This window comes from Natrialba sp. PRR66 (genome assembly GCF_034808065.1).
Taxonomy (GTDB): Archaea; Halobacteriota; Halobacteria; order Halobacteriales; family Natrialbaceae; genus Natrialba; species Natrialba aegyptia.
In genome coordinates, this window is the sequence record NZ_JAXHGN010000003.1 from 218,644 (window position 1) to 240,450 (window position 21,807).

Annotated in this window: 25 protein-coding genes and 1 tRNA gene; 12 read left to right on the forward strand and 14 right to left on the reverse strand. The window is 64.3% G+C overall.

The features are described 5' to 3' along the window. Nucleotides 1-72: 72 nt before the first annotated feature. Entirely contained in the window at nt 73-1,449 is a 1,377-nt protein-coding gene (locus SM755_RS11520) for an NADH:flavin oxidoreductase (protein WP_323173223.1), read from the forward strand. Nucleotides 1,450-1,451: 2 nt separating this feature from the next. Here SM755_RS11520 and SM755_RS11525 read toward each other — a convergent pair whose 3' ends face one another. The 3 genes from SM755_RS11525 to SM755_RS11535 form a co-directional block, all read right to left on the reverse strand. Then, nucleotides 1,452-2,162, reverse strand: coding sequence for a rhodanese-like domain-containing protein (locus tag SM755_RS11525; protein ID WP_323172783.1), 711 nt, complete (start codon nt 2,160-2,162; stop codon nt 1,452-1,454). A 126-nt stretch (nt 2,163-2,288) separates the two neighbouring features. Beyond that, nucleotides 2,289-2,361, reverse strand: a tRNA-Gln gene (locus SM755_RS11530). A gap of 143 nt (nt 2,362-2,504) precedes the next feature. Then, nucleotides 2,505-3,278 (reverse strand): homing endonuclease associated repeat-containing protein, encoded by a 774-nt coding sequence (locus SM755_RS11535; RefSeq protein WP_323172784.1) that lies wholly within the window; start codon nt 3,276-3,278, stop codon nt 2,505-2,507. Nucleotides 3,279-3,385: 107 nt separating this feature from the next. Between SM755_RS11535 and SM755_RS11540 the strand changes: the two genes are divergently transcribed. The 3 genes from SM755_RS11540 (at nt 3,386) to cysE (ending at nt 5,569) form a co-directional block, all read left to right on the forward strand. Next, the gene (locus SM755_RS11540) at nt 3,386-3,982 is read left to right on the forward strand and encodes an IMP cyclohydrolase (protein WP_323172785.1); all 597 of its coding nucleotides are present in this window, start codon (nt 3,386-3,388) and stop codon (nt 3,980-3,982) included. A 100-nt stretch (nt 3,983-4,082) separates the two neighbouring features. Beyond that, complete coding sequence (locus SM755_RS11545; RefSeq protein WP_323172786.1) at nt 4,083-4,751, forward strand: metallophosphoesterase family protein; 669 nt, start codon at nt 4,083-4,085, stop codon at nt 4,749-4,751. A 305-nt stretch (nt 4,752-5,056) separates the two neighbouring features. Next, nucleotides 5,057-5,569 (forward strand): serine O-acetyltransferase, encoded by a 513-nt coding sequence (gene cysE / locus SM755_RS11550; protein ID WP_006665258.1) that lies wholly within the window; start codon nt 5,057-5,059, stop codon nt 5,567-5,569. A gap of 101 nt (nt 5,570-5,670) precedes the next feature. Here the strand turns inward: cysE and SM755_RS11555 are convergent, their stop codons facing one another. Together SM755_RS11555 and SM755_RS11560 are read right to left on the reverse strand one after the other, a co-directional pair. Further along, nucleotides 5,671-6,048, reverse strand: a complete 378-nt coding sequence (locus tag SM755_RS11555) for a hypothetical protein (protein ID WP_323172787.1) — start codon at nt 6,046-6,048, stop codon at nt 5,671-5,673. Nucleotides 6,049-6,142: 94 nt separating this feature from the next. Next, nucleotides 6,143-7,618, reverse strand: a complete 1,476-nt coding sequence (locus tag SM755_RS11560; protein WP_323172788.1) for a phosphoglucomutase/phosphomannomutase family protein — start codon at nt 7,616-7,618, stop codon at nt 6,143-6,145. A gap of 153 nt (nt 7,619-7,771) precedes the next feature. On the opposite strand from SM755_RS11560, the gene SM755_RS11565 reads away from it, so the two are divergent. Continuing rightward, the gene (locus SM755_RS11565; RefSeq protein ID WP_323172789.1) at nt 7,772-8,371 is read left to right on the forward strand and encodes an NADPH-dependent FMN reductase; all 600 of its coding nucleotides are present in this window, start codon (nt 7,772-7,774) and stop codon (nt 8,369-8,371) included. A 1-nt stretch (nt 8,372) separates the two neighbouring features. On the opposite strand, the gene SM755_RS11570 is transcribed toward SM755_RS11565, so the two are convergent. From SM755_RS11570 to larB, 3 genes are all read right to left on the reverse strand, one after another. Beyond that, nucleotides 8,373-8,684, reverse strand: coding sequence for a GIY-YIG nuclease family protein (locus SM755_RS11570; RefSeq protein WP_323172790.1), 312 nt, complete (start codon nt 8,682-8,684; stop codon nt 8,373-8,375). A 93-nt stretch (nt 8,685-8,777) separates the two neighbouring features. Then, nucleotides 8,778-8,936 (reverse strand): hypothetical protein, encoded by a 159-nt coding sequence (locus SM755_RS11575; protein WP_006665253.1) that lies wholly within the window; start codon nt 8,934-8,936, stop codon nt 8,778-8,780. A 118-nt stretch (nt 8,937-9,054) separates the two neighbouring features. Beyond that, nucleotides 9,055-9,813 (reverse strand): nickel pincer cofactor biosynthesis protein LarB, encoded by a 759-nt coding sequence (gene larB / locus SM755_RS11580; protein WP_323172791.1) that lies wholly within the window; start codon nt 9,811-9,813, stop codon nt 9,055-9,057. Nucleotides 9,814-10,071: 258 nt separating this feature from the next. Between larB and SM755_RS11585 the strand changes: the two genes are divergently transcribed. Continuing rightward, complete coding sequence (locus SM755_RS11585; RefSeq protein WP_006665251.1) at nt 10,072-10,239, forward strand: DUF1931 family protein; 168 nt, start codon at nt 10,072-10,074, stop codon at nt 10,237-10,239. Between the two features lie 134 nt (nt 10,240-10,373). On the opposite strand, the gene fni is transcribed toward SM755_RS11585, so the two are convergent. Continuing rightward, on the reverse strand, nt 10,374-11,444 hold the full coding sequence (gene fni / locus SM755_RS11590; RefSeq protein ID WP_323172792.1) for a type 2 isopentenyl-diphosphate Delta-isomerase: 1,071 nt from the start codon (nt 11,442-11,444) through the stop codon (nt 10,374-10,376). Between the two features lie 139 nt (nt 11,445-11,583). Here fni and SM755_RS11595 point away from each other — a divergent pair, with 139 nt between their 5' ends. Beyond that, nucleotides 11,584-12,000: a hypothetical protein gene (locus SM755_RS11595; RefSeq protein ID WP_323172793.1), complete on the forward strand. Its 417-nt coding sequence runs from the start codon at nt 11,584-11,586 to the stop codon at nt 11,998-12,000. Between the two features lie 110 nt (nt 12,001-12,110). Then, nucleotides 12,111-12,536: a hypothetical protein gene (locus tag SM755_RS11600; protein ID WP_323172794.1), complete on the forward strand. Its 426-nt coding sequence runs from the start codon at nt 12,111-12,113 to the stop codon at nt 12,534-12,536. Nucleotides 12,537-12,542: 6 nt separating this feature from the next. On the opposite strand, the gene rpiA is transcribed toward SM755_RS11600, so the two are convergent. Beyond that, nucleotides 12,543-13,304 carry a ribose 5-phosphate isomerase A gene (gene rpiA / locus SM755_RS11605; protein ID WP_323172795.1) on the reverse strand — a complete coding sequence of 254 codons (762 nt, stop codon included), beginning with the start codon at nt 13,302-13,304 and terminating at the stop codon, nt 12,543-12,545. 106 nt (nt 13,305-13,410) lie between these two features. Beyond that, entirely contained in the window at nt 13,411-14,169 is a 759-nt protein-coding gene (locus tag SM755_RS11610; protein WP_323172796.1) for a S26 family signal peptidase, read from the reverse strand. 126 nt (nt 14,170-14,295) lie between these two features. Here SM755_RS11610 and SM755_RS11615 point away from each other — a divergent pair, with 126 nt between their 5' ends. Both SM755_RS11615 and SM755_RS11620 read left to right on the forward strand, forming a co-directional pair. Then, nucleotides 14,296-15,066, forward strand: coding sequence for an ABC transporter ATP-binding protein (locus SM755_RS11615; protein WP_323172797.1), 771 nt, complete (start codon nt 14,296-14,298; stop codon nt 15,064-15,066). Further along, nucleotides 15,066-16,376 carry an ABC transporter permease gene (locus SM755_RS11620; RefSeq protein ID WP_323172798.1) on the forward strand — a complete coding sequence of 437 codons (1,311 nt, stop codon included), beginning with the start codon at nt 15,066-15,068 and terminating at the stop codon, nt 16,374-16,376. Before SM755_RS11615 ends, SM755_RS11620 begins: the two co-directional genes overlap by 1 nt. Before the next feature lie 15 nt (nt 16,377-16,391). Here SM755_RS11620 and SM755_RS11625 read toward each other — a convergent pair whose 3' ends face one another. Beyond that, nucleotides 16,392-17,123, reverse strand: a complete 732-nt coding sequence (locus tag SM755_RS11625; protein ID WP_323172799.1) for a DUF5518 domain-containing protein — start codon at nt 17,121-17,123, stop codon at nt 16,392-16,394. Between the two features lie 118 nt (nt 17,124-17,241). Here SM755_RS11625 and SM755_RS11630 point away from each other — a divergent pair, with 118 nt between their 5' ends. Further along, the gene (locus SM755_RS11630) at nt 17,242-18,327 is read left to right on the forward strand and encodes a thiamine ABC transporter substrate-binding protein (RefSeq protein WP_323172800.1); all 1,086 of its coding nucleotides are present in this window, start codon (nt 17,242-17,244) and stop codon (nt 18,325-18,327) included. Between the two features lie 62 nt (nt 18,328-18,389). Beyond that, the gene (locus SM755_RS11635; RefSeq protein WP_323172801.1) at nt 18,390-18,758 is read left to right on the forward strand and encodes a hypothetical protein; all 369 of its coding nucleotides are present in this window, start codon (nt 18,390-18,392) and stop codon (nt 18,756-18,758) included. A gap of 99 nt (nt 18,759-18,857) precedes the next feature. On the opposite strand, the gene SM755_RS11640 is transcribed toward SM755_RS11635, so the two are convergent. Together SM755_RS11640 and SM755_RS11645 are read right to left on the reverse strand one after the other, a co-directional pair. Then, complete coding sequence (locus SM755_RS11640) at nt 18,858-20,204, reverse strand: tryptophanase (protein ID WP_323172802.1); 1,347 nt, start codon at nt 20,202-20,204, stop codon at nt 18,858-18,860. Nucleotides 20,205-20,425: 221 nt separating this feature from the next. Next, on the reverse strand, nt 20,426-21,604 hold the full coding sequence (locus SM755_RS11645; RefSeq protein ID WP_323172803.1) for an aspartate kinase: 1,179 nt from the start codon (nt 21,602-21,604) through the stop codon (nt 20,426-20,428). Nucleotides 21,605-21,807 lie beyond the last annotated feature (203 nt).

The window sequence follows — 21,807 nt, forward strand, 5'->3', positions numbered from 1 at the left end:
AGCCGGCAGCAATTGGCTGGTAGCGACGGTATACTCTTGGTCGTTCCCGTCGAAACGCCGACAACACCACGGATGGCCACGCTCGAGGATCCCATCGACATTGGCGGTCTCACCGTCCCGAACCGGCTCTATCGCGCTCCGTTACTCGAGTGTGCGGGCACCGGCCCTGACGCCGTCGACACGTTGATCGACGACCTCGAACCGGCCGCCGAATCCGGCGTCGGCCTCATCTGCCAGGGCGCAACCATCGTCCGCGGCGACGGCGGCTGCGCCGCACCCGGCATGACCCGCGTCCACGACCCCGCGTTCGTCTCCCAGCTCTCGCGGCTGACCGACCGCATCCACGACCATGGCAGCCGTATCGTCCTCCAACTCGAACACGGCGGCCTCCGGAGCATGGAAACCTGGCACGCCGAGTTCAGGCGAGCAAATTCCGAACTCGAACAGCTCGCGGTATCGACGCCGCCCTGGCAACTGCGAGTGCTGGACCGGCTGGGATTCCTCGCGTTCGAGCCGCACGTACTCTCGACCGACGAAGTCTACGAACTCGCGGCCGACTTCGGCCGCGCGGCGGCGCGCGCGGTCGAGGCGGGTTACGATGGTATCCACCTCGCGGGAGCGAACATGGGGATCGTCCAGCAGTTCCTCTCGCCGTTCTACAACCGCCGCGAGGACGAGTTCGGCGGCTCGCCCGAGTCCCGCCTCGAGTTCCTTGCGCTGGTTCACGACGAGATTCGAGAGCGAGCGGGAGACGTACCGCTACTAACGAAGGTACCGGCGGAGACCCCCGCCCCGCCCGTCGTCCGCCGGAAACTCTCGCTGGGAGACGGCGTTGAACTCGCGCGGCGGCTCGAACGGATCGGCTACGACGCGGTGGTCCCCGTACAGACGTCGGTCGTCTGGGACATGAGTATCATCCGCGGCGAGTATCCGGCTCGGGCGTGGGAAAACGAACGGCTACAGGAGGAGTACGACGCGGCGTTCGGCGGCGCGACCCGGAAGCGACTCGTCGCGCTCGCCAACCGCGTGCAGTCGCTGCAGTACGACTTCGAACCGGCGTGGAACGAGGACTTCTGCCGGCGGGTCCGCGAGCGGGTGTCGATTCCGGTGCTCGCAGAGGGCGGGATTCGCGACCGCACGGAGATGGACCGCCTGCTCGGCTCGAGCGGAGACCCCAGAGCTGACAGCGGTACCGGCGACGAACAACCCGCCTGCGACATGGTCGGCATGGCCCGTCCCTTCTACGCTGAACCCCGGTTGGGAGCGCGGCTACTAGGGGACGGAGCCGAGGGGAGAGAGCACGACCGCATGCGGGTTCTCTGTGAGAGCTGTAACAACTGTACGGTGCCGCAGGTGACAGGCGCCCCCGGTATCTGCCGGACGCCTGAGGTGTTGCGCGAGCGCGGCGAACTCGAACGCGAGGACGCGTACGACCGGCCCGAGTCGTAGCGTCAGCCGCTAATCATTTCGCTCGTCAGTTCCTCAAGGGTACCCTCGACGGTGTAGTCGGGCGCCTCGACTCTGAACTGTGAGTCCGTCGACCCCGCATAGTGTAACTGGAGCGTGTATGAGCCGTCATCCTGGATCGGCGCTACTTCGACGCGGTTCTCCTCGATCTGCTCAAGTCGAACCATCTCACCGGCGTACTCAGAATCGGCCGTTCCGTCGATCTCGTACAGTTCCCATTCGGCGTCAACCATTGACCCCTTGAGCGGGTAGCCGCCATTGATCCATCCGCCGAGTCCCTCGTTGATCGCGTACGTGTGTTCGTATCCCGCATCGATCAGAGAGGCGGCACGCTGAGAGGACAGGTGATGTGGACACGCACAGTAGGTGACGATCCGGGTATCGGTCGACCATTCCTCGACCGGATCCTCCTCGACGTCGCCAGCGTCATCTGCCGGTGAGAAGACGGCGCCTTTGATCCGCCGTTCCTCGTACTGATTTCGAGTGCGCGCGTCCGCGAACTTCGCCTCATCGTTTTTGTACCACTGGTAGGCGTCTCGGACCGGTACGAGCGGAACGTCGATGCCACTGGGTGTCGATTTCAGTTCGTAGTCGAATTCGTTCGCTGCGGTCGCATTACTGTCATCACCGAGACAGCCTGAGATCACGCCGATCGTCGTCGCCCCACTGACGGCGAGGACCGTCCGTCGATTCATATTTCGTTTATAGCGGTGAGAGAGATATGGCTTCTGGTGGCGGAACGATTGGTGTATACCCCTTCGTTTCAACTGGAGATCCGGAGACGGTACTGTCGGAGAACTCGAAGTGAAATGTGAGAGAAGTAGTCCATCCTGGATTCGAACCAGGGTCGAAGCCCCCAGAAGGCTTCAGGATTGGCCACTACCCTAATGGACTGACATGTTTTCGACGGCACCGATTACCGACGATGTACCAGATGATAGTTGGGGTTCGTATTAGAGTGTTACGAACTCGACCGCCAACAGGGACCGGAACGTGAACCCGACTAAATTCGACAACTAACGGCCGAGAACGCGGATCTAGTTTCGATGTTCCTTTCGATGACAGTTCGCACAGAGAACGCGACAGCGATCGATCTCGGACCGTATTCGGTCTTTTGACCGATCGTCCGAAATCAATGTCGCAACTGTCGTTTCCTTCTCATCGCTAACGTGATGAAAATCTAAACGTGCGGGGTCAGACGTACTACACTGATTGCAGCCAGCAGCGCGTTTCTGTTCGGCAACCCATTTTCGGAGTTTTCGTTTCGGCGGGTCATAGTGGATCGTACGGTGGCAGTTCGCACAGACTACCACACACTTCTTGATTTCGTTACGGAGTTCATCCTTTCCGTACCCAAATGTTACCATCCGTCCGACTGCCATCATCTTCGTCGTCGCATCGGTATGATGGAAATCGAGACACGCCGCAGTATCGACACCGCACCGTGAACAGCCGCGTTCTCGCTTTTGTTCGGCGAGCCAGGATCGCAGTTGAGAGCGGCGACGTAACGTTCGTTCCGCGTTTCGGTCACGGTTTCGATAGTGCCACCGCTGATCCACGGAGAGTTCATCCCACGACGTTCCCGAGGGAAGGTTGACAGCAGCCGGCTTCGGATCGACGCGAGTTCCGCGCGAATGCGAGGTTTCCAGACCGGCTCGTTTTTTCGCATCGTTCCAGCCACCGCACGTTCGAATGATCGTCGCAGACGCCGGCCGCAACCCGAGTGCTTCGTACTGCGCTTTCGTCGAGGATTCACCCAGTTGCTCGGCGGCTCGTCGTAACGAGTCGAGACACTCCGCTTCGGTCGTCACACCCAGTTTGCTGTGGATTTGTATATAAACGTCAGTACCGCTCCGGCAATCGTTCAGCGCGAGTTCGAACCGATACCACTATTCCGCCCACCGGTTCACATTCGGGCATGAGTACGTACGTCGGACGATTCGTCGTCGTCGGGCCCGAGGTCGGCGCGTACCGCGTCTCCTCGCGCTCGTTCCCGAACCGCGAGATCACCGCCAGAGAGGACGCGCTCACGGTGGGTCCCACGGCAGATGCCCCCGAGACGGACAATCCATACGTCTCCTACAACTGCCTGCGCGTCGTCGGCACGCCGACCGGCCAGACGGCCGCGTTCGGCAACGGCTCGCACGTCGATCCGATCGCGGAGAAACTCGAACGCGGCTACCCGGCCCGCGACGCGCTCGCCGAGAGCCTGCTCGCACTCGATTACGAAAAGGACGACTACAACACCCCCCGGATCGCGGCGACGATCGGTGACGACGGCGAGGCGCTGATCGGCACCGTTCGCAAGGACGCGCTGCTCGTCGAACCCGTCGACGAACCGACGCTCGTTGCGACCTACGAGAAGAACGCGCCCGAGCCGATCGAGTTCACCGCGGACAGCGCCGGGACGGCCGCCAGCGAGAGTTACGAACTCGAGTTCGAACACGCGATCTGTGCGGCGGGTGTGGCACGGACTGATGACGGGTTCGAAACGGCGATCGAGAACGGAGACTAGCGCTTCTCGCCGGGTTCTCGCTGCCGGAATCCGTGATCACGGATCCCGAATCCCGAATCACGGCTAACCTACAAACGGCTTCGGATAGCTATAGTGGCACATGAAGGTCGGGCTCATCTCGGATATCCACGGCAATCGGGTCGCACTCGAAACCGTACTCGAGGATATGCCGCCGGTCGATGAACTCGCCTGTGCGGGCGACGTGGTCGGGTACAACCCCTGGCCGGGCGATTGTGTCGACGAGTTGCGCCGGCGAGACGTGCCGACTGTGCTCGGGAACCACGACGCCGCCGTCGTCGGGGAGACGCCGTTTCGGTTCAACGGAATGGCCCGTGCGGGGGTCGAGTACGCGAACGCGGAACTCGCGGCGGACCAACTGGCGTGGCTCGGTGAGCTACCGACGGAACGAACCGAGTGCAGCGGGCGCGTCAAACTGGTGCACGGACATCCGGACGATCCACAGCGTTACGCTCGGTATACGTATCCGGACGAGTTCAGCGCGGGTCTGCTCGGCGATGAGGACGTGCTGGTGCTCGGGCATACGCACGTACAGGGGGCTGCACAGTACGCGGAGGGAATCGTCGTTAATCCGGGAAGCGTCGGCCAACCGCGAGATGGTGATCCGCGGGCGGGCTATGCGGTGGTCGATCTGGCGGCGCTGACCGTCGAGACGCACCGCGTCGAGTACGACATCGAGGCGGTCCAGCAGGCGATCACGGAGGCGGGGCTTCCGGAGCGAATCGGAACGCGACTCGCTCGCGGGGAGTAAGTCACAGCGAGTGCAGGTGTGTCGTCCGGCGGCAGCGGTGTCAGGGGGCGACAGCAGTGTCACGGAGCGTGTGAGGATGTCGGCTGATGGCAGCGGTGGCACGGAGAATGGGCGAATCGAATCCTTTAGGCGGGCCACGGGTAAAGTTGCGAGTATGGTTGTTACCGGCGGCCTCGCGTGTATTGGCAGGACGCAACCGCGTCACGTCGAGGGTCGGTGTTGTCGGTCCACGTGGGGCCAGACTCGGGTTCGACAGGGTCGTCACGCCGAGCAGACGGTCGCGCTGAACGCGAACACGGGGGCAAATGTTCGACCGACTTCGTGAGGACACGCGGGCGATGTGTGACCGCGATCCGGCCGCGCGCCGGTGTTTTGAGGTCGCACTTACCTATCCCGGTGTGCACGCTATCTGGGGCTACAGGATTACACATCGGCTCTGGAACGGTGGGTTTCGACTCCTCGCCCGGTTGTTGTCCCATATCGTGCGGCACCTGACGGGCGTCGAGATCCACCCTGCGGCGACGATCGGCCAGCGGGTGACGATCGATCACGGGATGGGCGTCGTTATCGGTGAAACGGCCGAGGTCGGCGACGACGTGCATATGTACCACGGCGTCACGCTCGGTGGGGACACGAACGAACGCGTCAAGCGGCATCCAACGGTCGAAGACGGGGTGAAAATCGGCGCACGAGCGACGCTTCTCGGCGACATTACGATCGGAGAGAACGCGGCGGTCGGCGCTGGGTCGGTCGTTACCGACGACGTTGAGCCCGGTGTGACGGTTGCGGGGGTTCCCGCACGGCGCATCGACGACTGAGAGAGGCGACGGCGAGCGACGACGAGAGAAGTTCGCGATCGACCGTGGCGACGGAGACGACGCCGAGAGAGCACTGGGGAATCAAAGCGGTCGAGCGGCCGTTACTCGTCGTCGACGGTTCCGTCGGTGCCTGCGGGTTCGCCCTCGGCCGGGACGCCGTCGTCGGATTCTACGTCGAGTTCAGATGTCGGCTCATCAGTTAGGGCGTCGGCGGTGGGGTCGGAATCAGAATCCGGATCGGAAACGTACCCCAGTTCGAACCAGAGCTTCGCCGTACAGCCCATGTCTTCTTCGTCGAGTTCAGTTTCGCCCTCCCGTTGGTCGAGGTAGCCGTTGCAGCGGCCATGCTGGACGACGTTCATCAGCGTGGCCGCGGAACCACATTCTGGACAGTCGATGTAGTAGTTGCCCTCGTCGTTCTGGTGCCAGGTATCGGGTGTGAGTTCGGTGTAGGCTGCGTCCTCGTTTCGGTGGGGCATATGCGTATGCTATCGGTAAGGAAGCCGGTAAGTGCAGGCCCGGAACTCGCAACCAGCCGGCGTGTCGATCGATCGGTTCACCGACTGCAGGCCGTTAGACGAGCGGCTCGACGAGTTCCGTGCCGGCCACGAGCAGGGTCTGAACCCGGTCTTCAGTTTCGGCCTCGGCGTAGACTCGCAGCACGGGCTCCGTTCCGCTCGGGCGGACGAGCAGCCAGGAGCCGTCTTCGAGCAGGAGTTTGAACCCGTCTGCGGTGTTGACATCTGCGACTTCCGTTCCGGCGACGGCGTCCGGAATCTCGGTTTCGAGTTCGGAGAGCACACGCGTTTTCTCGTCGTCGGGGCAGTCGACGCTGGTCTTGTCCTGGACGACGGTGCCGTGTTCGGCGAGCAGTCGGTCGACTCGGTCGTCGATCGGTTCGGCGGCGTGCATCGCGGCTGCGAGCAAGGCCATGAGGATGCCGTCCTTCTCGCGGACGTGGCCGCGGACGGTGAAGCCGCCCGATTCCTCGCCGCCGACGAGAGCGTCGTGGTCGGCCATCGCCTGAGCGACCCACTTGAAGCCGACGGGGACCTCGTGGACGGGTTCCCCGTGGGCCTCGGCGACGCGGTCGATCAGGTACGTCGTCGAGACCGAGCGGACGGCCGGGCCCGCGTCGGATTCGAGCAGGTAGTCGTACAGCGCGGCGAAAAAGAGGTTTTCGTCGAGATAGCCGCGATCGGGCGTGACGACGGCGAGCCGGTCCGCGTCGCCGTCGTTCGCCAGGCCGAGTTCAGGAGTGCTGTCGGGATCGGTGACGAGTTCGATCAGTTCGGCGAGGTTCTCGGCGGCCGGTTCGGGTGCGCCGCCGCCGAAGGTGGGGTCGCGCTCGCAGCGCAGGCGGTCGACGGCGAGACCGGCCCGTTCGAGCGCAGTGTCTGTCGTCCCGCGGCCGCTGCCGTGCATGGCGTCGTAAGCGACGGTCAGATCGGTATCGGAACGATCGAGGTCGTCCTGGTCCTGGTCCTGGTCCTGGTCTTGGTCTTCGTTCTCGCCGTCGCCATTGCTGTCGCCGCGGGTGATCGACGAGACGAGTTCGAACGCAGCATCGGCGTGGGGTGTTGCGAGGTCGACCTCGCGGACGGTGCCGTGATCGCGTTCCGGTAGCGAGCGGGGCTCCGCGAGTCGATCCGCGATCGCGTCCGTGACGGCGGGTAGCGCCGGCGCGCCGGTGTGCGGGATGAACTTCACGCCGTTGTACTCCGGCGGGTTGTGCGACGCCGTGACGGCGAACCCGCCCGCAAGGTCGCGCTCGACGATCGCGTGTGCCACGAGCGGTGTCGGCCGGTCCCGCTCGGGCAAGAGGACGTCGAATCCGTTCGCACAGAGGACCCGCGCGAGTTCTTCCGCGAAGCCGCGAGAGGTCTCGCGGGCGTCGTAGCCGATCACGACGGGGGCGGTCCGTCCTTCGTCGGTGAGATACGTCGCGACCGCCTGGCCGACGGTTCGGACGCGCGGCGTCGTGAACTCCTCGAGCGTCGCCCGCCAGCCGTCGGTGCCGAAGGTGATGGCGTCCGTGTCCGTGTCCATATCCGGTTCTCACCGTCGGGTGCGAAAAAAGCGACGCTGCTGACTCCCCCGAGATCGCGGGCCGTGCAGAGAAATCGAAGGCCGTGAGACGAGCAATGGGCAAAACCGACGAGTAACAACGACATTTTCCGGATGCCGCTCCAAGACGGACTCATGAGCCGCCCGACACCGTCAGTTCTCGCGGTCAGCGGCAGCCTCCGCGAGAGAAGCTATACCCGAACCGCACTCCAGTACGTCCTTCGAGCCGCCGCCGAGGCGGGTGCCGAGACGACGCTCCTCGATCTTCGTGAAGTCGATCTCCCGCTGTACGATCCCGATATCGGCGACCAGGGTGATAGTCGCGAGGTCACCGCACTCATGCGGGAAGCGGATGCCGTCGCGCTCGGAACGCCAGTGTACCACGGCTCGTACTCGGGAGCGTTGAAGAACTTTCACGACTACTGTGGCTGGGACGAGTACGAGGACACGACCGTTGGGCTGCTCGCGACCGCCGGCGGCGGGAGTTACGGCTCGACGCTCGATCACCTCCGAATCACCGTTCGAGGGGTGCACGGCTGGGTACTGCCCCATCAGGTCGGCATCCGCAACGCGTCGAGTCGGTTCGTCGACGACACGGGACCTGATGCGATCGACGGACGGGTATTCGACGAGGAGAAGTTACAGGAACGCGTCGAAAAACTCGGCCGAATGCTCGTCGAGTACGCGTTCATCGACCCGGACGTGAGTTCCCCGCGTACGGAGGCGGACGGCTGAATCACTCGCCGTCGAGCCTGACGAGGTGTTCTTTCTGTGCGCGCGAAAGTTGCTTGATTTCGTACTCGCGAGACAAAGCCGCAGAGCGCGTTTCATACCGCTCATGATGGCGTAGTTTGACGGGCGTGCGGCCGCGGGTATACTTCGCGCCGTCGCCCGCATTGTGTTCACCGATGCGCCGTTCGAGGTCCGTCGTGTAGCCGGTGTACAGCGAGTTATCCGCACATTCGAGGACATAGACGATGTGACTGCCACTGGCTGGACGAGAATCGGGTCCGACTGCAGCGTCACCCCGGGAATCGCGCTCCGACATCGATCGACCGTACGGCGGGAGATCCGAAAAGGAACTCGAACTCGTCCGAAGACGAACTCGTCGGTCGGGACGGGCGGTTCTCGACGGATCGCGTCAGTCGTGGGAGGGTCGATTCGCACGTTCGCGTGCGGCTTCGGCGATTCCTGCGTTGGCTGAACAGCTAATGCAGGCGAGGATCTCTCCGTGCTCGTCGGCGAACACGCGAGCGAACCGTTCGGAAACGTGCGCATCGCAGTGATCACACGTGGGCATTGGTCACACCGGCGAACGCCGGCAGGTAGTACTATTCGGAGAGTAGATAAAAATCCTTCCTAGATCAAGCCCAAGAGTTTGGGGCAGGAAAGAATGATTTTTCTACTCGAAAACAATATTAGCTTCGGGCACGATCAATCGCGCGCGAAATCAAAACTGCCTGGGCACCAGCGACGAATCCAGCGTCGATGTTGACGACGGACAGAACCGTACAGGACTGGAGCATGCCGGCGAGGGCTGCGTCTCCATCACCGCCGTAGCCGTACCCGCTATCGACCGGAACGGCGATAACCGGCGTATCGACGAGTCCGGCAACGACAGTCGGGAGCGCCCCCTCGCGTCCGGCAGCGACGATCAACACGTCAGCCCCGCGGAAGCGATCGACCTGATCGAGCGTCCGAGCGAGCGACGCCACGCCGATATCGTCGACTCTATCGACCGTCGCGCCCGCGTCCAAACAGACGACTTCTGCCTCGTCAGCCACCGGTTCGTCGACCGTCCCGCCAGTGACGATTCCGACGGTCGCATCGAGTTCAGGTGGGTCGTACGTCGGGGCGAGCACGCGGACGGTCGAATGCCGGCGCTCGATGGTCGCCTCGGGGTTGCTATCGGAAAGCGCCGCCCGAAGCGCCGTCGCCCGCTCGTCATCGACGCGGGTAAGCAGCGCTCGCCCGGTCGTCTCGAGCGCGGTTTCGGCGAGTGCGACGACCTGCGCCGCGGATTTGCCTTCGGCGAAGATCGCTTCGGGGATCCCTCGCCGTTGCTGGCGCGCCGCGTCGAAACGCCCCGCTTCGCTGGTCACGTAGCCGTTGAGTTCGGCTTCCGCCGCTGCCGGCGACATCGAGCCGTCTGCGACGGCTTCGAGGAGTTCGCGCATATCGCTACTGGGTCGTCCCGCTACTCGAATCCGTCGACCTGCGAGATGGGATTTCGAAAGTGCGCGCGAGAGCGCCCAACGGCGCGCGCGAGCGGGAATCGTGAACTCGAGCGGGGCGAATCCCAGTTCGCAGATTCATAAGTCATATACTTTCCGGTGGATTCGGGTGTCGAAACGGCCGTCGCAACCGCTCCAGCCCCGGTATTTCCGTGAACAACCAAAGCCTTTATAATATGGAAGAAGGAACCGCTACATCGTATGGCAGACCTTATCGTCAAAGCTGCTGTGAAGGAAGCGCTCGATGACAAGAACGTCGCCTCCGACTTCTACGACGCACTCGACGAGGAAGTCGACGAACTGCTCGCCGACGCTGCCCGACGCGCAGAGGCCAACGACCGGAAGACGGTCCAGCCGCGCGACCTGTAAGGGTACCGTCAAAACAATTTTTTCGCGCGCTACGTTGGAGAGCGATAGCTCCTGGTTGCACCTCGTGCTGGCAGAGCAGTACTAACACGACAGAGTAGCAGCATTCGCAGGCTGAAACAGGAGAGAGACGGGGGTTACGCGTCGTTACCGGACCGTTCGTCGAGGTACTCCTTCGTCCGCCCGCAGACGACGTAGTCGGTCTCCTGGAGTTCAGCGATCGACGCCGAGCCAGTGACGAACATCGCCGTGGTCAGTTCGAGTGTGAGCGTCTCGATCAGATCGACGACGGCATCGGTTCCCTGTCCCGCCGGCCCGAGGAACGGTTTTGCGAGGCCGCCGGCGCGAGCGCCGAGGGCGATCGCCTTGGCGATGTCAAGTCCGGAGCGAACGCCGCCGCTTGCGATCACGCAGTCGTGGACTGTTGCGGACTCGATCGTGCTGACTGCGGTCGGAACGCCCCACGCGCGAAAGAGTTGGCCGACCTGTTCCTGTCGGGAAGCACCGACTGCAGCCGCACGGTAGGATTCGATGCCCGACCAGGTCGTCCCGCCCTGTCCGGCGACGTCGATGGCGTCGACGCCGGCGTCGGTGAGCCGTGTCGCAGTCGCCCGCGAGATGCCGTTGCCCGTCTCCTTGACGACGACCGGCACCGAGAGTTCGCTCGCGACGCGTTCGATTTCGGCGAGACAACCGCGCGCGTCGACGTCGCCTTCCGGCTGGACGGCCTCCTGAAGGAAGTTCAGGTGGACGGCCATCGCGTCGGCGTCGATCATCTCGACGGCCGCCTCGACATCGGCGACGTCGTACTCGAGCAGCTGTGCCGCCCCGACGTTGCCGTACAGGAGGGCGTCGGGGGCGACCTCGCGAACGACGGTATAGGATTCGAGGACGTCCTCGTCGTCGAGTTCGAGCCCGGCGCGCTGGCTGCCAACGCCCATGGCGACGTTCGTCTCCTGGGCCGCTTCGGCGAGCGCCCGGTTGAGCTTCGTCGTGTTCGCGTGGCCGCCGGTCATGCTCTCGATGACGATCGGGGCCGCTAACTCGTGCCCGAACAGCGTCGTCGTCGTGTCGATTTCGTCGCGGTGAATCTCCGGCAGTGCTTCGTGGACGAGGTCGACGTCGGCGAATCCCGTCCCGGCTGTCTCGACGTCTTTCTCCTCGATGATACGGATGTGATCGTCTTTCCTGTCGGATGTCTCGGGCATCGAATCGTCTCCACCGGAAGGTGGGAGGACGGTATTGAAAAGGTGTCCATTCGAGCGCACGCCTCGCGAGCCGACGGGGCCGGTACCGAGCAAGGGCCGGAGCCGCGTTTTTGTGGCTGGTCGGTGTACACCCTCGAGCATGCTTCGCAAGCTCTTACTCGGCTTCGGACTCGCCGAACTCGCCAAGCCACGACCGGTCATCGAGGCGTGCGAGCGGATCGGTCTCGAGAATCCGTCCGCAACCGAGCGCCGTCCGCAGGCGCTCTGGGGTGCCAGACTCGAAGGACTGGTCTTCGTCTGGGCGCTTCTCCGCGGACGGGACGGATCGACCGTCATCACCGCACTGCTGGGACTGGCCGGCACGATTCTCGTCGTGCTCCCACGTCCGATCATCGAACTCAGTCAGTCGCTGGTCTACGAGAATACGGCCGAACTCGAGTTGAAATCGTGGGTAGTCCCCGCGACGCGACTACTCGGGGTGCTCTACCTGCTCGTCGTCGCCCTCGCACGCCCCGTAAACGGTGATTCGACAGCAACGGGCGGCGAAGACGCGTAGATACAAATACAGATACAGACACAGACACACCCACGTTTCGAGTTCAACACCTCTCTGCGCCCCTCTCCGTGCGAGTGATCTTTTTGGTCCCTCTCGTCGACGTGAGAGGTATGCACCGAACGCGAGCGCTCGTAATCGTAGCCGGACTGCTCGAAGCCATCGCACCGAACCGGATCATCGAGCCGGCCGAACGCCTCGCGTTCGAGAACCCCGAGGCGGGACGGCTTCGGCGGTGGACGATCCCGATCGCTCGACTCGAAGGCCTCCTCTTCGCCTGGTTCGCCGCGCGTGCTGACGGCCCACCGGCGTTCGTCCGGCCGCTGTTCGCCGCACTCGGCGCGGTGATGGCCCTGTTCCCGCGATCGGCCCTCGAGTTCGGGCTCGCGAGTTCCTACGAGAACGCCGCCGAACTCGAGGTGAACTCGTGGGTCGTTCCGCTGACTCGGGTGCTGGGGGCGTGCTATCTCGTCGCGGCGCTGGGTGCGAGACGAGTGGCGACGCCGATGCAGGAAGAGAACGCGACGGGAGACAACTAAGGCGCGTCAGTACGTCCGCTTCTCGACGCCGTCGGCAGTGCCAACGTAGGTCGCGTCGGCTAGCCCGATGAACAGTCCGTGTTCGACGACGCCGGGGATCGCAGCGAGCGTCGGCGCGAGTTCGGCCGGCGAGTCGATCGGACCGAAGGCGACGTCAAGTATCAGGTTGCCGTTGTCGGTGACGACGGGGCCGTCCTTGTGTTCGGCATCGCGAAGCGTCGGCTCGCCGCCGAGTTCGCGGACGCGCTCGGCGACGGTCGTGTGAGCGGCGGGGAGGATTTCGACTGGAACGGATCGATCGAGTTCAGGGACGAGTTTCGAGGGGTCGGCGACGACGACGAAGCGGTCGGCCGCGGCGGCGACGAGCTTTTCGCGGGCGTGTGCGCCGCCGCCGCCCTTGATGAGCGCGCTGGCGGTGTCTGCGGTTGCGTTCGCGTCTGCGTCGGTCGTTGCGTTCGAATCTGCGTCCGCGTTCGGAGAGGGATCATCACGGACCTGGTCGGCCCCGTCGATCGCGAGGTCGACGCCATCGACGGCGTCGAGGCTGGTCAGCGGGATGCCGACCTCGAGTGCCAGTTGTCGGGACTGGAACGAGGTGGGAATACCCTGCACGTCGAGGCCATCGTGGACGGCCTGACCGATAGCTTCGATAGCGTAGGCGGCCGTCGAGCCGGTGCCGAGACCGACGACGGAGCCGTCAGTCACCTCCTCGGCCGCGCGTTCGCCCGCGTTTCGTTTCGCCGTCTCGCTGCCGCCCTCCGTCTTCATGCTCTGGTTTCTCAGGCGGGCGGCGAGGGGAAAAACGTTGTACATCTCGTGTCGAGCAGCCGGCGTGAGTCACTGTGGCCGTCGTTGTGGCTGTGGCCTGCGATCGTTACGGCCACAGTATCGGCGACGAGAACGGTCCGGAGAGCGGCTGAGGAGTTACGACGGCAAACAGGGAATCGAACGCGAGTCGAACGCGGCCGAGCCAGGGAATCCGAAACGCAGCCTTGCTGGAGATCCAGTCCGGTTTGACGACGGTCGTCTTGGCATACTGTCCGTCAACTTGATCGTACAGGCCGTTCGCGTCGCCTTTCGTCACGAACCCGTCGTGGGGAGCGGGGCAGGAAGACAGGTCGGCGCACGTTCTTCCGTCGAGCGCGTCCGCGTCGGCTTTCGTCTCGACCCAGTTTTCGCCCGCTTCGACCCAGAAGCGAGCGCGGTGGATCACCGGCGTCTCGCTCGCGTCGCCGTCGGGGGCGAAGACGATGACGTCGCCGGGTCGACCGAAGTGCGTACCGCCGCCGTGTTGCCCGTCCTCGAGCGTGACGACGCCGGTTCCGTCGACGGCGTTCTCGCCGCCGAATCGGTCGTCGTCGACGACGAACACGAGATCCCCGGTGTGCATGTTGGGTTCCATACTCCCGCTCTCGACGGCGACCAGCGGCGGCCAGACGCCGCTTGCGGCGAACAGCACCAGACCGATCAGCGCGACGATTGCAACGGTACTCGCGACATCCCGGACGATGACGACGGCACCCTCGTCCGACCGCAGCAACCAGCGGAGCAGACCGTCGTCTTCGATAGTGACGCTGTCAGGCGAGGGATCTGACTCGGTCGCGGGAGGGTCCTCGGGGCGGCGCTCGCTCATTCGTTCGTATTCTGTCAAGACTGACTATCAACGTTTTGTTGCTATCGATCGGTTTCCCCGGTCGCAGGGAGAGACGAACGCCACAGAGCGGCGAAGCTTTTTTATTTCGCCTGTCGTCGAACGCCCATGGCGACGGGGACCGCAGTCAGCCTGCAGAACGTCCGGAAGACCTACCAACTGGGCGAACCGGTTCACGCACTCGACGGCGTCACGCTCGAGATCCCGCGGGGCACCTACACCGCGATCATGGGACCGAGCGGCTCCGGGAAATCGACCCTGATGAACCTCGTCGGCTGTCTCGACACGCCGACCGACGGCACCGTCGTCGTCGGCGGCGAGGACGTGACGACGCTCGACGACCGCGAGCGAACGACCCTCCGCGGCACCACCGTCGGCTTCGTCTTCCAGACGTTCAACCTGATGCCGCGCCTGTCCGCTCTCGAAAACGTCGCGCTCCCCCAACTCTTCCAAGGCGTCGGCCGTAGCACACGCCGCGATCGCGCACGCGAGTTGCTGGAGCGCGTGGGACTCGGCGACCGAACCGACCACATGCCGAACGAACTCTCCGGCGGCCAACGCCAACGCGTCGCCCTCGCTCGCGCGCTGGTGAACGACCCCACGATCGTCCTGGCCGACGAACCCTCCGGAAACCTGGATACCGACACGGAAGCCGACGTGCTCGATCTCTTCGACGAGTTCTACGACGCAGGAACGACGATGCTCGTCGTCACCCACGAGCGCCACGTCGCCGAGCGCGCCGAGCGGATCGTCCACCTGTTAGACGGGAAGATCGAGCGCGTCGAAGAACTCGAGGACGCCGGCCGCGATTCGGACGTAGCCCAGGGGCAACGAGACGGCGTCGACGGGACGGGAGCGGCGTCCGGAGCCGATCGCTGATGCGCCCGCTCGAGTTCGGTCGGCTCGCCTGGCGGGCGATCCGCAGTCACCGGCTCCGGTCGGCGCTGACGACGCTCGGAATCGTCATCGGGATCGCGGCGGTCATCGCGTTCGTCACGCTCGGAGCGAGCCTGCAGGCCGGGCTGGTCGGCGATATCAGTCCGGACGATCAGCGGAACCTCTACGGCTGGGCCGCCGATCCCGACACCGAGGGCGGGCCGCTTGCCGGGGCCCAACCGGTGTTCAGTCAAAACGACCTCGATACGGTCAGCGAGCGCGATGGCGTCGACGCAGCCTACGGCTACATGCCGATCTCGACGCAGGCGCTCGCGTACGAGGGCGAACTCACGCCCCAGAGCGACGCGCTCGTGGCCGCCGGACCGCCCTACATTAGACCGGACACGCTGGAGGAGGGGCGGCAGTTCGAGATGGGCGAGCGCGAAGCGGTGATCAACCCCGCCGTCGCGGGCCAGTTCGAGGAAACCATCTCCGTCGGCGACGAATTGACGATCGCGTTACAGGGCGGCCAGCGGACGACCGTCACCGTCGTCGGTATCACCGACACCTCCGAGGGGTTGAGCCCGTTCGAGGGGTTCGAGCCGTCGCCGCGAGTCTACGTCCCGACCGACCCGTACTACACCGAGGAAGTCGAGGGCGCGACGGCGGGGCTCGGGGGCGAGAACGCCTCGGAGAACGGTTCGAGCGCCGGAGGCGGCACCGGCGTCGGCGAGGACGCGCTCTTTCTCGCGATCGTCGTCCAGGCCGAATCGGCCGACGACGCCGACGTCGACCGCGCCCGCGAGAGCGCACTCGGGTACCTCGAGAGCGACGATTCCGATGCGAGCGAACTGCTCGGCGACGAACTCGCGGTGACCATGCAAACGAGCACCGAGTTACTGCAGCAATTACAGGACGTACTCGACTTGCTTCAGAGTTTCATCGTCGGCATCGCCGCCATCTCGCTCGTCGTCGGATCGATCGGCATCGCGAATATCATGCTGGTCAGCGTCACCGAACGAACGCGCGAAATCGGGATCATGAAAGCCGTCGGCGCACAGAACCGGGACATCCTGGGACTGTTCCTGACGGAAGCCGTCGTGCTCGGCGTCATCGGTGCGATACTCGGAACCGCCCTCGGGCTCCTCGTCGGCTACGCCGGAACCTGGTACATCGATATTCCGCTGGTCTACCCCTACGGCTACGTCGCCCTCGCAATCGCCGTCGGCGTCCTCGTCGGCGTTCTCTCGGGGCTCTATCCGGCCTGGCGGGCGGCGCGAACCGATCCGATCGACGCGCTTCGCTACGAGTGAGTCGCCATCGAGCGATCACTCGAGTTCAGACTCATGGGTTTCGTCACTGTCGGAGCGCGAGTCGGATTCCGGTTCGGGTCCGGATTCGGATTCCTCATCACGAGATTCGTGCCAGCGAACGTCCGATTCTGTCCGGTCACGAGTTCGCGTTCGCTCCGCGTCCGAGCGGTGCTCGCGTGGCTCTTCGGACCGAGACTGGGACCGAGAGCGAGGCTGGGCGCGGGTGAACTCGCCAGCATCGTCGGGGCGAGACCGCGAGGCCTCGGCTTCGTGCCGTGAGTCAGAACGAGCGTGTGCGTTCCGTGAGCGGCGCGAGTGTCGATCGTGGCGTCGCCGATTACGGCGGTCCGTGCCGATCGTCCGGTGCGTGCGCGCTCGTTTCTCGGGATATTCGCGTGCGAGGTACGAACCGAGCATCCCGCCGAGTAACGAGAAGCCGACGGTATAGAGCAGGACAACCATCGAGATCATCGCGAAAGCGAAAAACACGATCGCGAAGCCTTCGGCCGGAACGGCAGCGCCGATTCCGAGTCCGATGAATCCCAGGACGAGGAGGGCGATTCCGGCGAACGGAACGAACGTGATGGCACCCGCGAGCGCGCCGGCGATCGCCCCGTCTCGAGTGTCCGGCCCCTCGAGAAACCCGGCGATCGCACCCCCGAGTACGGTCGAGACGGGAACGAACGAGAGGATCACGGCGGCAACGGCACCGATGAACGCGTGGATGACGGTTCGACCACTAACCATACCGTACGGACGACGGGCAACGAGAAAAGTGTCGGTGGTCGAAAGAGTCGATACCGCCGAGCGAGACCGTTCCGAATCGGGACAGGTCCTTAACCCCACCCGTCATAGGGGGACACTGATGAACCGACGGGTCTTCGTCCGCGGCGTCGGCGGCGGGGCAGTTGCCGGACTCGCCGGCTGTCTCACTCGCAACGGCGAAACCGACGACCCGGCCGTGGACGAGGGACCGCTCCGGGTCGTCACTTACTCCTCGATGGCAACAGGCCCGACACCCGCCGGCGAGTGGCTTCGAGAAACCGTCGCGGACGAGTTCAGCGAAGAAGTCGAGTGGCACGTTCCAGAATCGGGCATCGACCAGTACATCCGGCGAGCCCAGCTCGGTGCCGATGTCGGCGCTGACGTGGTTCTCGGGCTCACCGCAGCCGAACTCGCGCTGGTCGATGCTACACTCGACGACGAAACGCGGCTGTTCGCGTCCCTCGATCGAAGCCGACTCGACTACGCGGACCGCGTGCGGGACGCTCTCGAGTTCGCGGAGCCGCGCGACAGAGCGCTCCCGGTCGACACCGGTTACATCACGCTCGTCTACGACGCCATCGAACTCGAACGGCCGCCGGAGACGTTCGACGACCTGCTCGCAGGCCGGTTCCGAGACGCGCTGTTGGCCCAGGATCCGCGAACGTCCGATCCGGGTCGGGCCTTTCTGCTGTGGACCGTCGCCGAGTTCGGGTCTGACTTCACGGCGTACTGGCGCGACCTTCGTGACAATGGCGTTCGGCTCTGCGAGCACTGGACCGAGGCCTACAGGGACAGCTATCTCGACGGTGACCGGCCGTTAGTCGTCTCCTACTCGACCGACCGCGTCGCCGCCAGCGCCGCCGACAGGGACCTGCGACGCCATCGGATTGCCCCACTGAACGGGGCGGGCTACCGACAGACCGAAGGCGTCGCCCTCTTCGCGGAGGCCGCGCGAACCGATCTCGCCTACGAGTTCGTCGATCTCCTGCTCTCGTCGGCAGCCCAGGCCGAACTCGCGACCCGAAACGTCCAGTTTCCGGCCGTCGAACCCGAGTTCGTCGATCTCGACGATCGATTCCCCAGGTACGCACGGGAACCGCCGGAAACGGTAACGCTCGGGTACGACGACCTGCGCGGTGAACTCGACGGCTGGCTTGGAGAGTGGGCGAACGAGTTCCCTGAGTGACTTCTCGCGTGCGTGAGAACTCGGTGCAGTTTTATGACGACGAGTGTGGTACGACGTTGCGCATGGCTATCGCACAACGGATACTCAGCGGCGATCCGTCACGGACATCGAAGCTCTACCTCGTGATCGGCGCGATCTCGCTGGTCAAGGCGATCGCGGTCCGTGACGACAGGAATCGATTTCGACAGGAACTCACCGATGCCGGCCTGTTCATCGGTATCGGTCTCGCACTCCGGAAATACAGTCAGCTAAAAGCGGAGAAACGATCGGAAATCGAGTCGCAGGTTCCCGACTGGGCGCTCGACGCTGCGGAATCAGCAGCGGCGAAAGAGGCGGTTCGAACGGCTGCGAAACGCGGGTTCCGGCGCTCGCAGTCGGAACCGGAGCCGACCGTCCGCGACCGAGCGCGGGGGCTCTTGCCGAATCGATAGCGGTCTCGATCTTGCGGAGACTCTCCTCGATATATAAGACTCGAGACTCGACATCGTGACTACCCGCAGACGAATGTACGCCGTGCGGGAACGGCGTCGCTACGACGAGCGCGGCTCGAGTTCAGCCGTGAAGTGTCTGATCTCGGGCATCGCGGGATCGCTCGCGAGTTCGAGTCCGGTGACCGTCTCGCGCTTTTCGAGGACGGTTTCGGCGGTCTCGACGACGTGCTCGAAGTGCTCGCGGTGGTAGGTTCGACGCGGGACGGCGAGGCGAACCAGTTCGGGGCGATCGGTGTCCGGGAACGCGAAACTGCCGAGTTCGACGCCGCGAACGCCGCCTTCCCGGTAGAGTTCACAAACGAGGGCCTGGCCGGGGAATTCCTCTGGATCGAGATGCGGGAACAGAGCGCCGGCATCGAGGTAGACGGCGTGCCCGCTGGTCGGCGTGTACACCGGGAGGCCGGCCGCCGCGAGTCGCGCGCCGAACTCGCGGACCTGCTCGATGCGGTCCTCGAGATAGGCCTCATCGACGGCCTCGCGGAGACCGACGGCCATGGCGGCGACGTCCCGCCCGGCCATGCCGCCGTACGTCGGAAAGCCCTCGTAGAGGATCGCGCGCTGCTTACAGCGGTCGAACAGCGCGTCGTCGTCCGTCGCGACGAAGCCGCCGGCGTTCACCAGGCCGTCTTTCTTCCCGCTCATCACGAGCGCGTCGGCGTAGCCGAGTTGCTCGCGGGCGATATCCGCGATGGTCGCCTCGCTGAACTCGTCCTCGCGCTGGCGGACGAAGTAGGCGTTCTCCGCGAACCGGCAGGCGTCGATGACGAACGTCGCGTCGATTTCGTTCGCGAACTCGCGGACTCGGCGGGTGTTTTCGACGCTGACGGCCTGGCCCGCAGCGGAGTTGTTCGTGATGGTCTGGATAACGAGGGGGATCTGATTGGCACCGACCTCGTCGACGACTGCGCGGGCACGCTCGAGCGAGAAATTGCCCTTGAACGGTTCTTCGGAGTCCGGATCGTGAGCGACGGCAACGGGGCAATCGACCGGGTCAGCACCCTGGTTCGAGACGTGCGCGCGGGTCGTGTCGAAGTGGGTGTTGTTGAGCGCAACGTCGTCCGCCGAGAGGAGCGTGCCGTAGAGGACGTTCTCCGCGCCTCGACCTTGATGGGTTGGGACGACGTTCGAAAAGCCCATCACGTCCATGACTGCATCTTCGAGTTCGGCGAAGCTCCGAGAGCCGGCGTAGGATTCGTCGCCGCGGATCAGCGCGGCCCATTGGGCGTCGCTCATGGCACCGGTACCGCTGTCGGTGAGCAGATCGACGAAGACGTCGTCCGAGGAGAGATTGAAGAGATTGTAGCCGGCGGCTTCGAGATTGCGTTCGCGCTGGTTCCGTGCGGGAAGTCGAATCCGTTCGACCATTTTCGATTTGTATGCGACCATAACTATCTCCGTATCACGGCCGCGATTGTGATCAAATCGATTGACGGGACCTGGATGCCGACGGTGCGAGGCGGCAGTCAGGGGACAGGTCAGGACAGTGGTGCACGGGTTCGCAGATCGGATTCGGCGCGGCTGCGGGGAGGTATGGACAGCCGAACGGTAAAGAGCGGACTGAACTGTAAGGAGAACGTGAGGGCAGGTCGACCGAAGGACCGTGCGCGTTAGAAAAGGTCTTGCGTCAGCTCGAGGGTCTTCTCGCGGTCGTCCCAGTCGACGAAAAGGGCGACGCTGGTCGCGCTCGTGATAACGTCCTGCAGGAAGATCCGTTCATCGGCGAGCGGGGTGACGATTTCGCTGACGATCCCCGGCTGGTTGGGCAGTTCGCCGCCAGTGACGCGGACGACGGCCACGGGCGAGTCGACGGTCACGCTCGAGAGTTCGTCCCGGGCGATGACCTCGCGGTGGAGAATGTTCTCGGCGCGTTCGGCCTCCGATTCGTCGATGTAGAACGTGACGGTGTCCATGCCGCTAGCGACGGCGTCGATGTTGACGTCGCTCTCGCTGAGCGCGGCCGAGAGGTGATGGAAGATGCCCGGCTCGTTGCGGATCGCGCGGCCGGCGACGGTTAGGCAGGCCAGGGGGCGCTCGCGCAGGTCGACGAGATTTTCGAACTCGCCTTCGATGCTCGTGCCGCCCGAGAGGAGATCGCCGTGTTGGTAGTGGACGACACGAACGTCGAGGCCGCCTTCCTTGTACGACAGCGCGGAAGGGGCGACGACTTCGGCCCCGCGGAACGAGAGGTTGCGCAGTTCGTCGACGGAGATTTCGCCGACGTTTCGCGCGCCTTCGACGACCCGCGGATCGCCGGTCATGACGCCTTCGACGTCGGTGACGATGACGACCTCGTCGGCGTCCATGTACTTGCCCATCATGACGGCGGTGGTGTCGCTGCCGCCGCGGCCGAGCGTCGTAATCGATCCGTCGGGTCCTTCGGCGAGGAAGCCGGTGATGACCGGGACCGTCCCGTCCATTCCCTCGGCAACGGTCCGCGCGCGCCGGCGGGTCTCCGGAACGTCCACCTCGCCGTATTCGTCCGTGACGACCGGCCAGCCGTCGCTGCCGGGCTCTAAGAATGTGGCGTCGATGTCGCGGGCCGAAAGCGCGGCCTTGAGCATACGAACGGAGGTCCGTTCGCCCATACTGACGATCTGGGCGCGGTCCGCCTCGTCGGTCTCGAAGGAGATCTCGTCTAACAGTTCGTCGGTCGTCGATCCCATCGCGCTCGCGACGACGGCGATTTCGTGGCCGTTCTCGACGGCAGCGGCGACGGAGTCCGCAGCGCGATTGATCCGATCGCCGCTTCCCAAACTCGTCCCGCCGAACTTGGCTACAACGCGCATACCGACACCTCATCCTCGTTCTCGACACGCGGCTGCGAGCGAATACTGGTGGCGTGGCTCATACTCCCCCCGTTACCAGAGCGGGCAGATAACTGTGTCCCCTTTCACGTATTTTTCCGGTGTTCTATCGCCCTGTGGTCGCCGAAAACCTCCATTTTCGATCGTTCTAGTACCGGATCACGTCGCGGCTTGGATTTATATTT

Bases quoted from the DNA above. Each gene is read 5' to 3' on its own strand.
- SM755_RS11525 (WP_323172783.1), bottom strand. From the start codon at position 2,162: ATGAATCGACGGACGGTCCTCGCCGTCAGTGGGGCGACGACGATCGGC.
- SM755_RS11610 (WP_323172796.1), bottom strand. From the start codon at position 14,169: ATGAGCGAGCGCCGCCCCGAGGACCCTCCCGCGACCGAGTCAGATCCC.
- larB (WP_323172791.1), bottom strand. From the start codon at position 9,813: ATGCGCGAACTCCTCGAAGCCGTCGCAGACGGCTCGATGTCGCCGGCA.
- SM755_RS11645 (WP_323172803.1), bottom strand. From the start codon at position 21,604: ATGCGCGTTGTAGCCAAGTTCGGCGGGACGAGTTTGGGAAGCGGCGAT.
- SM755_RS11565 (WP_323172789.1), top strand. From the start codon at position 7,772: ATGAGCCGCCCGACACCGTCAGTTCTCGCGGTCAGCGGCAGCCTCCGC.
- SM755_RS11630 (WP_323172800.1), top strand. From the start codon at position 17,242: ATGAACCGACGGGTCTTCGTCCGCGGCGTCGGCGGCGGGGCAGTTGCC.
- SM755_RS11620 (WP_323172798.1), top strand. From the start codon at position 15,066: ATGCGCCCGCTCGAGTTCGGTCGGCTCGCCTGGCGGGCGATCCGCAGT.
- fni (WP_323172792.1), bottom strand. From the start codon at position 11,444: ATGCCCGAGACATCCGACAGGAAAGACGATCACATCCGTATCATCGAG.
- SM755_RS11600 (WP_323172794.1), top strand. From the start codon at position 12,111: ATGCACCGAACGCGAGCGCTCGTAATCGTAGCCGGACTGCTCGAAGCC.
- SM755_RS11640 (WP_323172802.1), bottom strand. From the start codon at position 20,204: ATGGTCGCATACAAATCGAAAATGGTCGAACGGATTCGACTTCCCGCA.
- SM755_RS11615 (WP_323172797.1), top strand. From the start codon at position 14,296: ATGGCGACGGGGACCGCAGTCAGCCTGCAGAACGTCCGGAAGACCTAC.
- SM755_RS11545 (WP_323172786.1), top strand. From the start codon at position 4,083: ATGAAGGTCGGGCTCATCTCGGATATCCACGGCAATCGGGTCGCACTC.
- SM755_RS11635 (WP_323172801.1), top strand. From the start codon at position 18,390: ATGGCTATCGCACAACGGATACTCAGCGGCGATCCGTCACGGACATCG.
- SM755_RS11585 (WP_006665251.1), top strand. From the start codon at position 10,072: ATGGCAGACCTTATCGTCAAAGCTGCTGTGAAGGAAGCGCTCGATGAC.
- SM755_RS11595 (WP_323172793.1), top strand. From the start codon at position 11,584: ATGCTTCGCAAGCTCTTACTCGGCTTCGGACTCGCCGAACTCGCCAAG.
- SM755_RS11570 (WP_323172790.1), bottom strand. From the start codon at position 8,684: ATGTCGGAGCGCGATTCCCGGGGTGACGCTGCAGTCGGACCCGATTCT.
- cysE (WP_006665258.1), top strand. From the start codon at position 5,057: ATGTTCGACCGACTTCGTGAGGACACGCGGGCGATGTGTGACCGCGAT.
- SM755_RS11560 (WP_323172788.1), bottom strand. From the start codon at position 7,618: ATGGACACGGACACGGACGCCATCACCTTCGGCACCGACGGCTGGCGG.
- rpiA (WP_323172795.1), bottom strand. From the start codon at position 13,304: ATGAAGACGGAGGGCGGCAGCGAGACGGCGAAACGAAACGCGGGCGAA.
- SM755_RS11575 (WP_006665253.1), bottom strand. From the start codon at position 8,936: ATGCCCACGTGTGATCACTGCGATGCGCACGTTTCCGAACGGTTCGCT.
- SM755_RS11625 (WP_323172799.1), bottom strand. From the start codon at position 17,123: ATGGTTAGTGGTCGAACCGTCATCCACGCGTTCATCGGTGCCGTTGCC.
- SM755_RS11540 (WP_323172785.1), top strand. From the start codon at position 3,386: ATGAGTACGTACGTCGGACGATTCGTCGTCGTCGGGCCCGAGGTCGGC.
- SM755_RS11555 (WP_323172787.1), bottom strand. From the start codon at position 6,048: ATGCCCCACCGAAACGAGGACGCAGCCTACACCGAACTCACACCCGAT.
- SM755_RS11520 (WP_323173223.1), top strand. From the start codon at position 73: ATGGCCACGCTCGAGGATCCCATCGACATTGGCGGTCTCACCGTCCCG.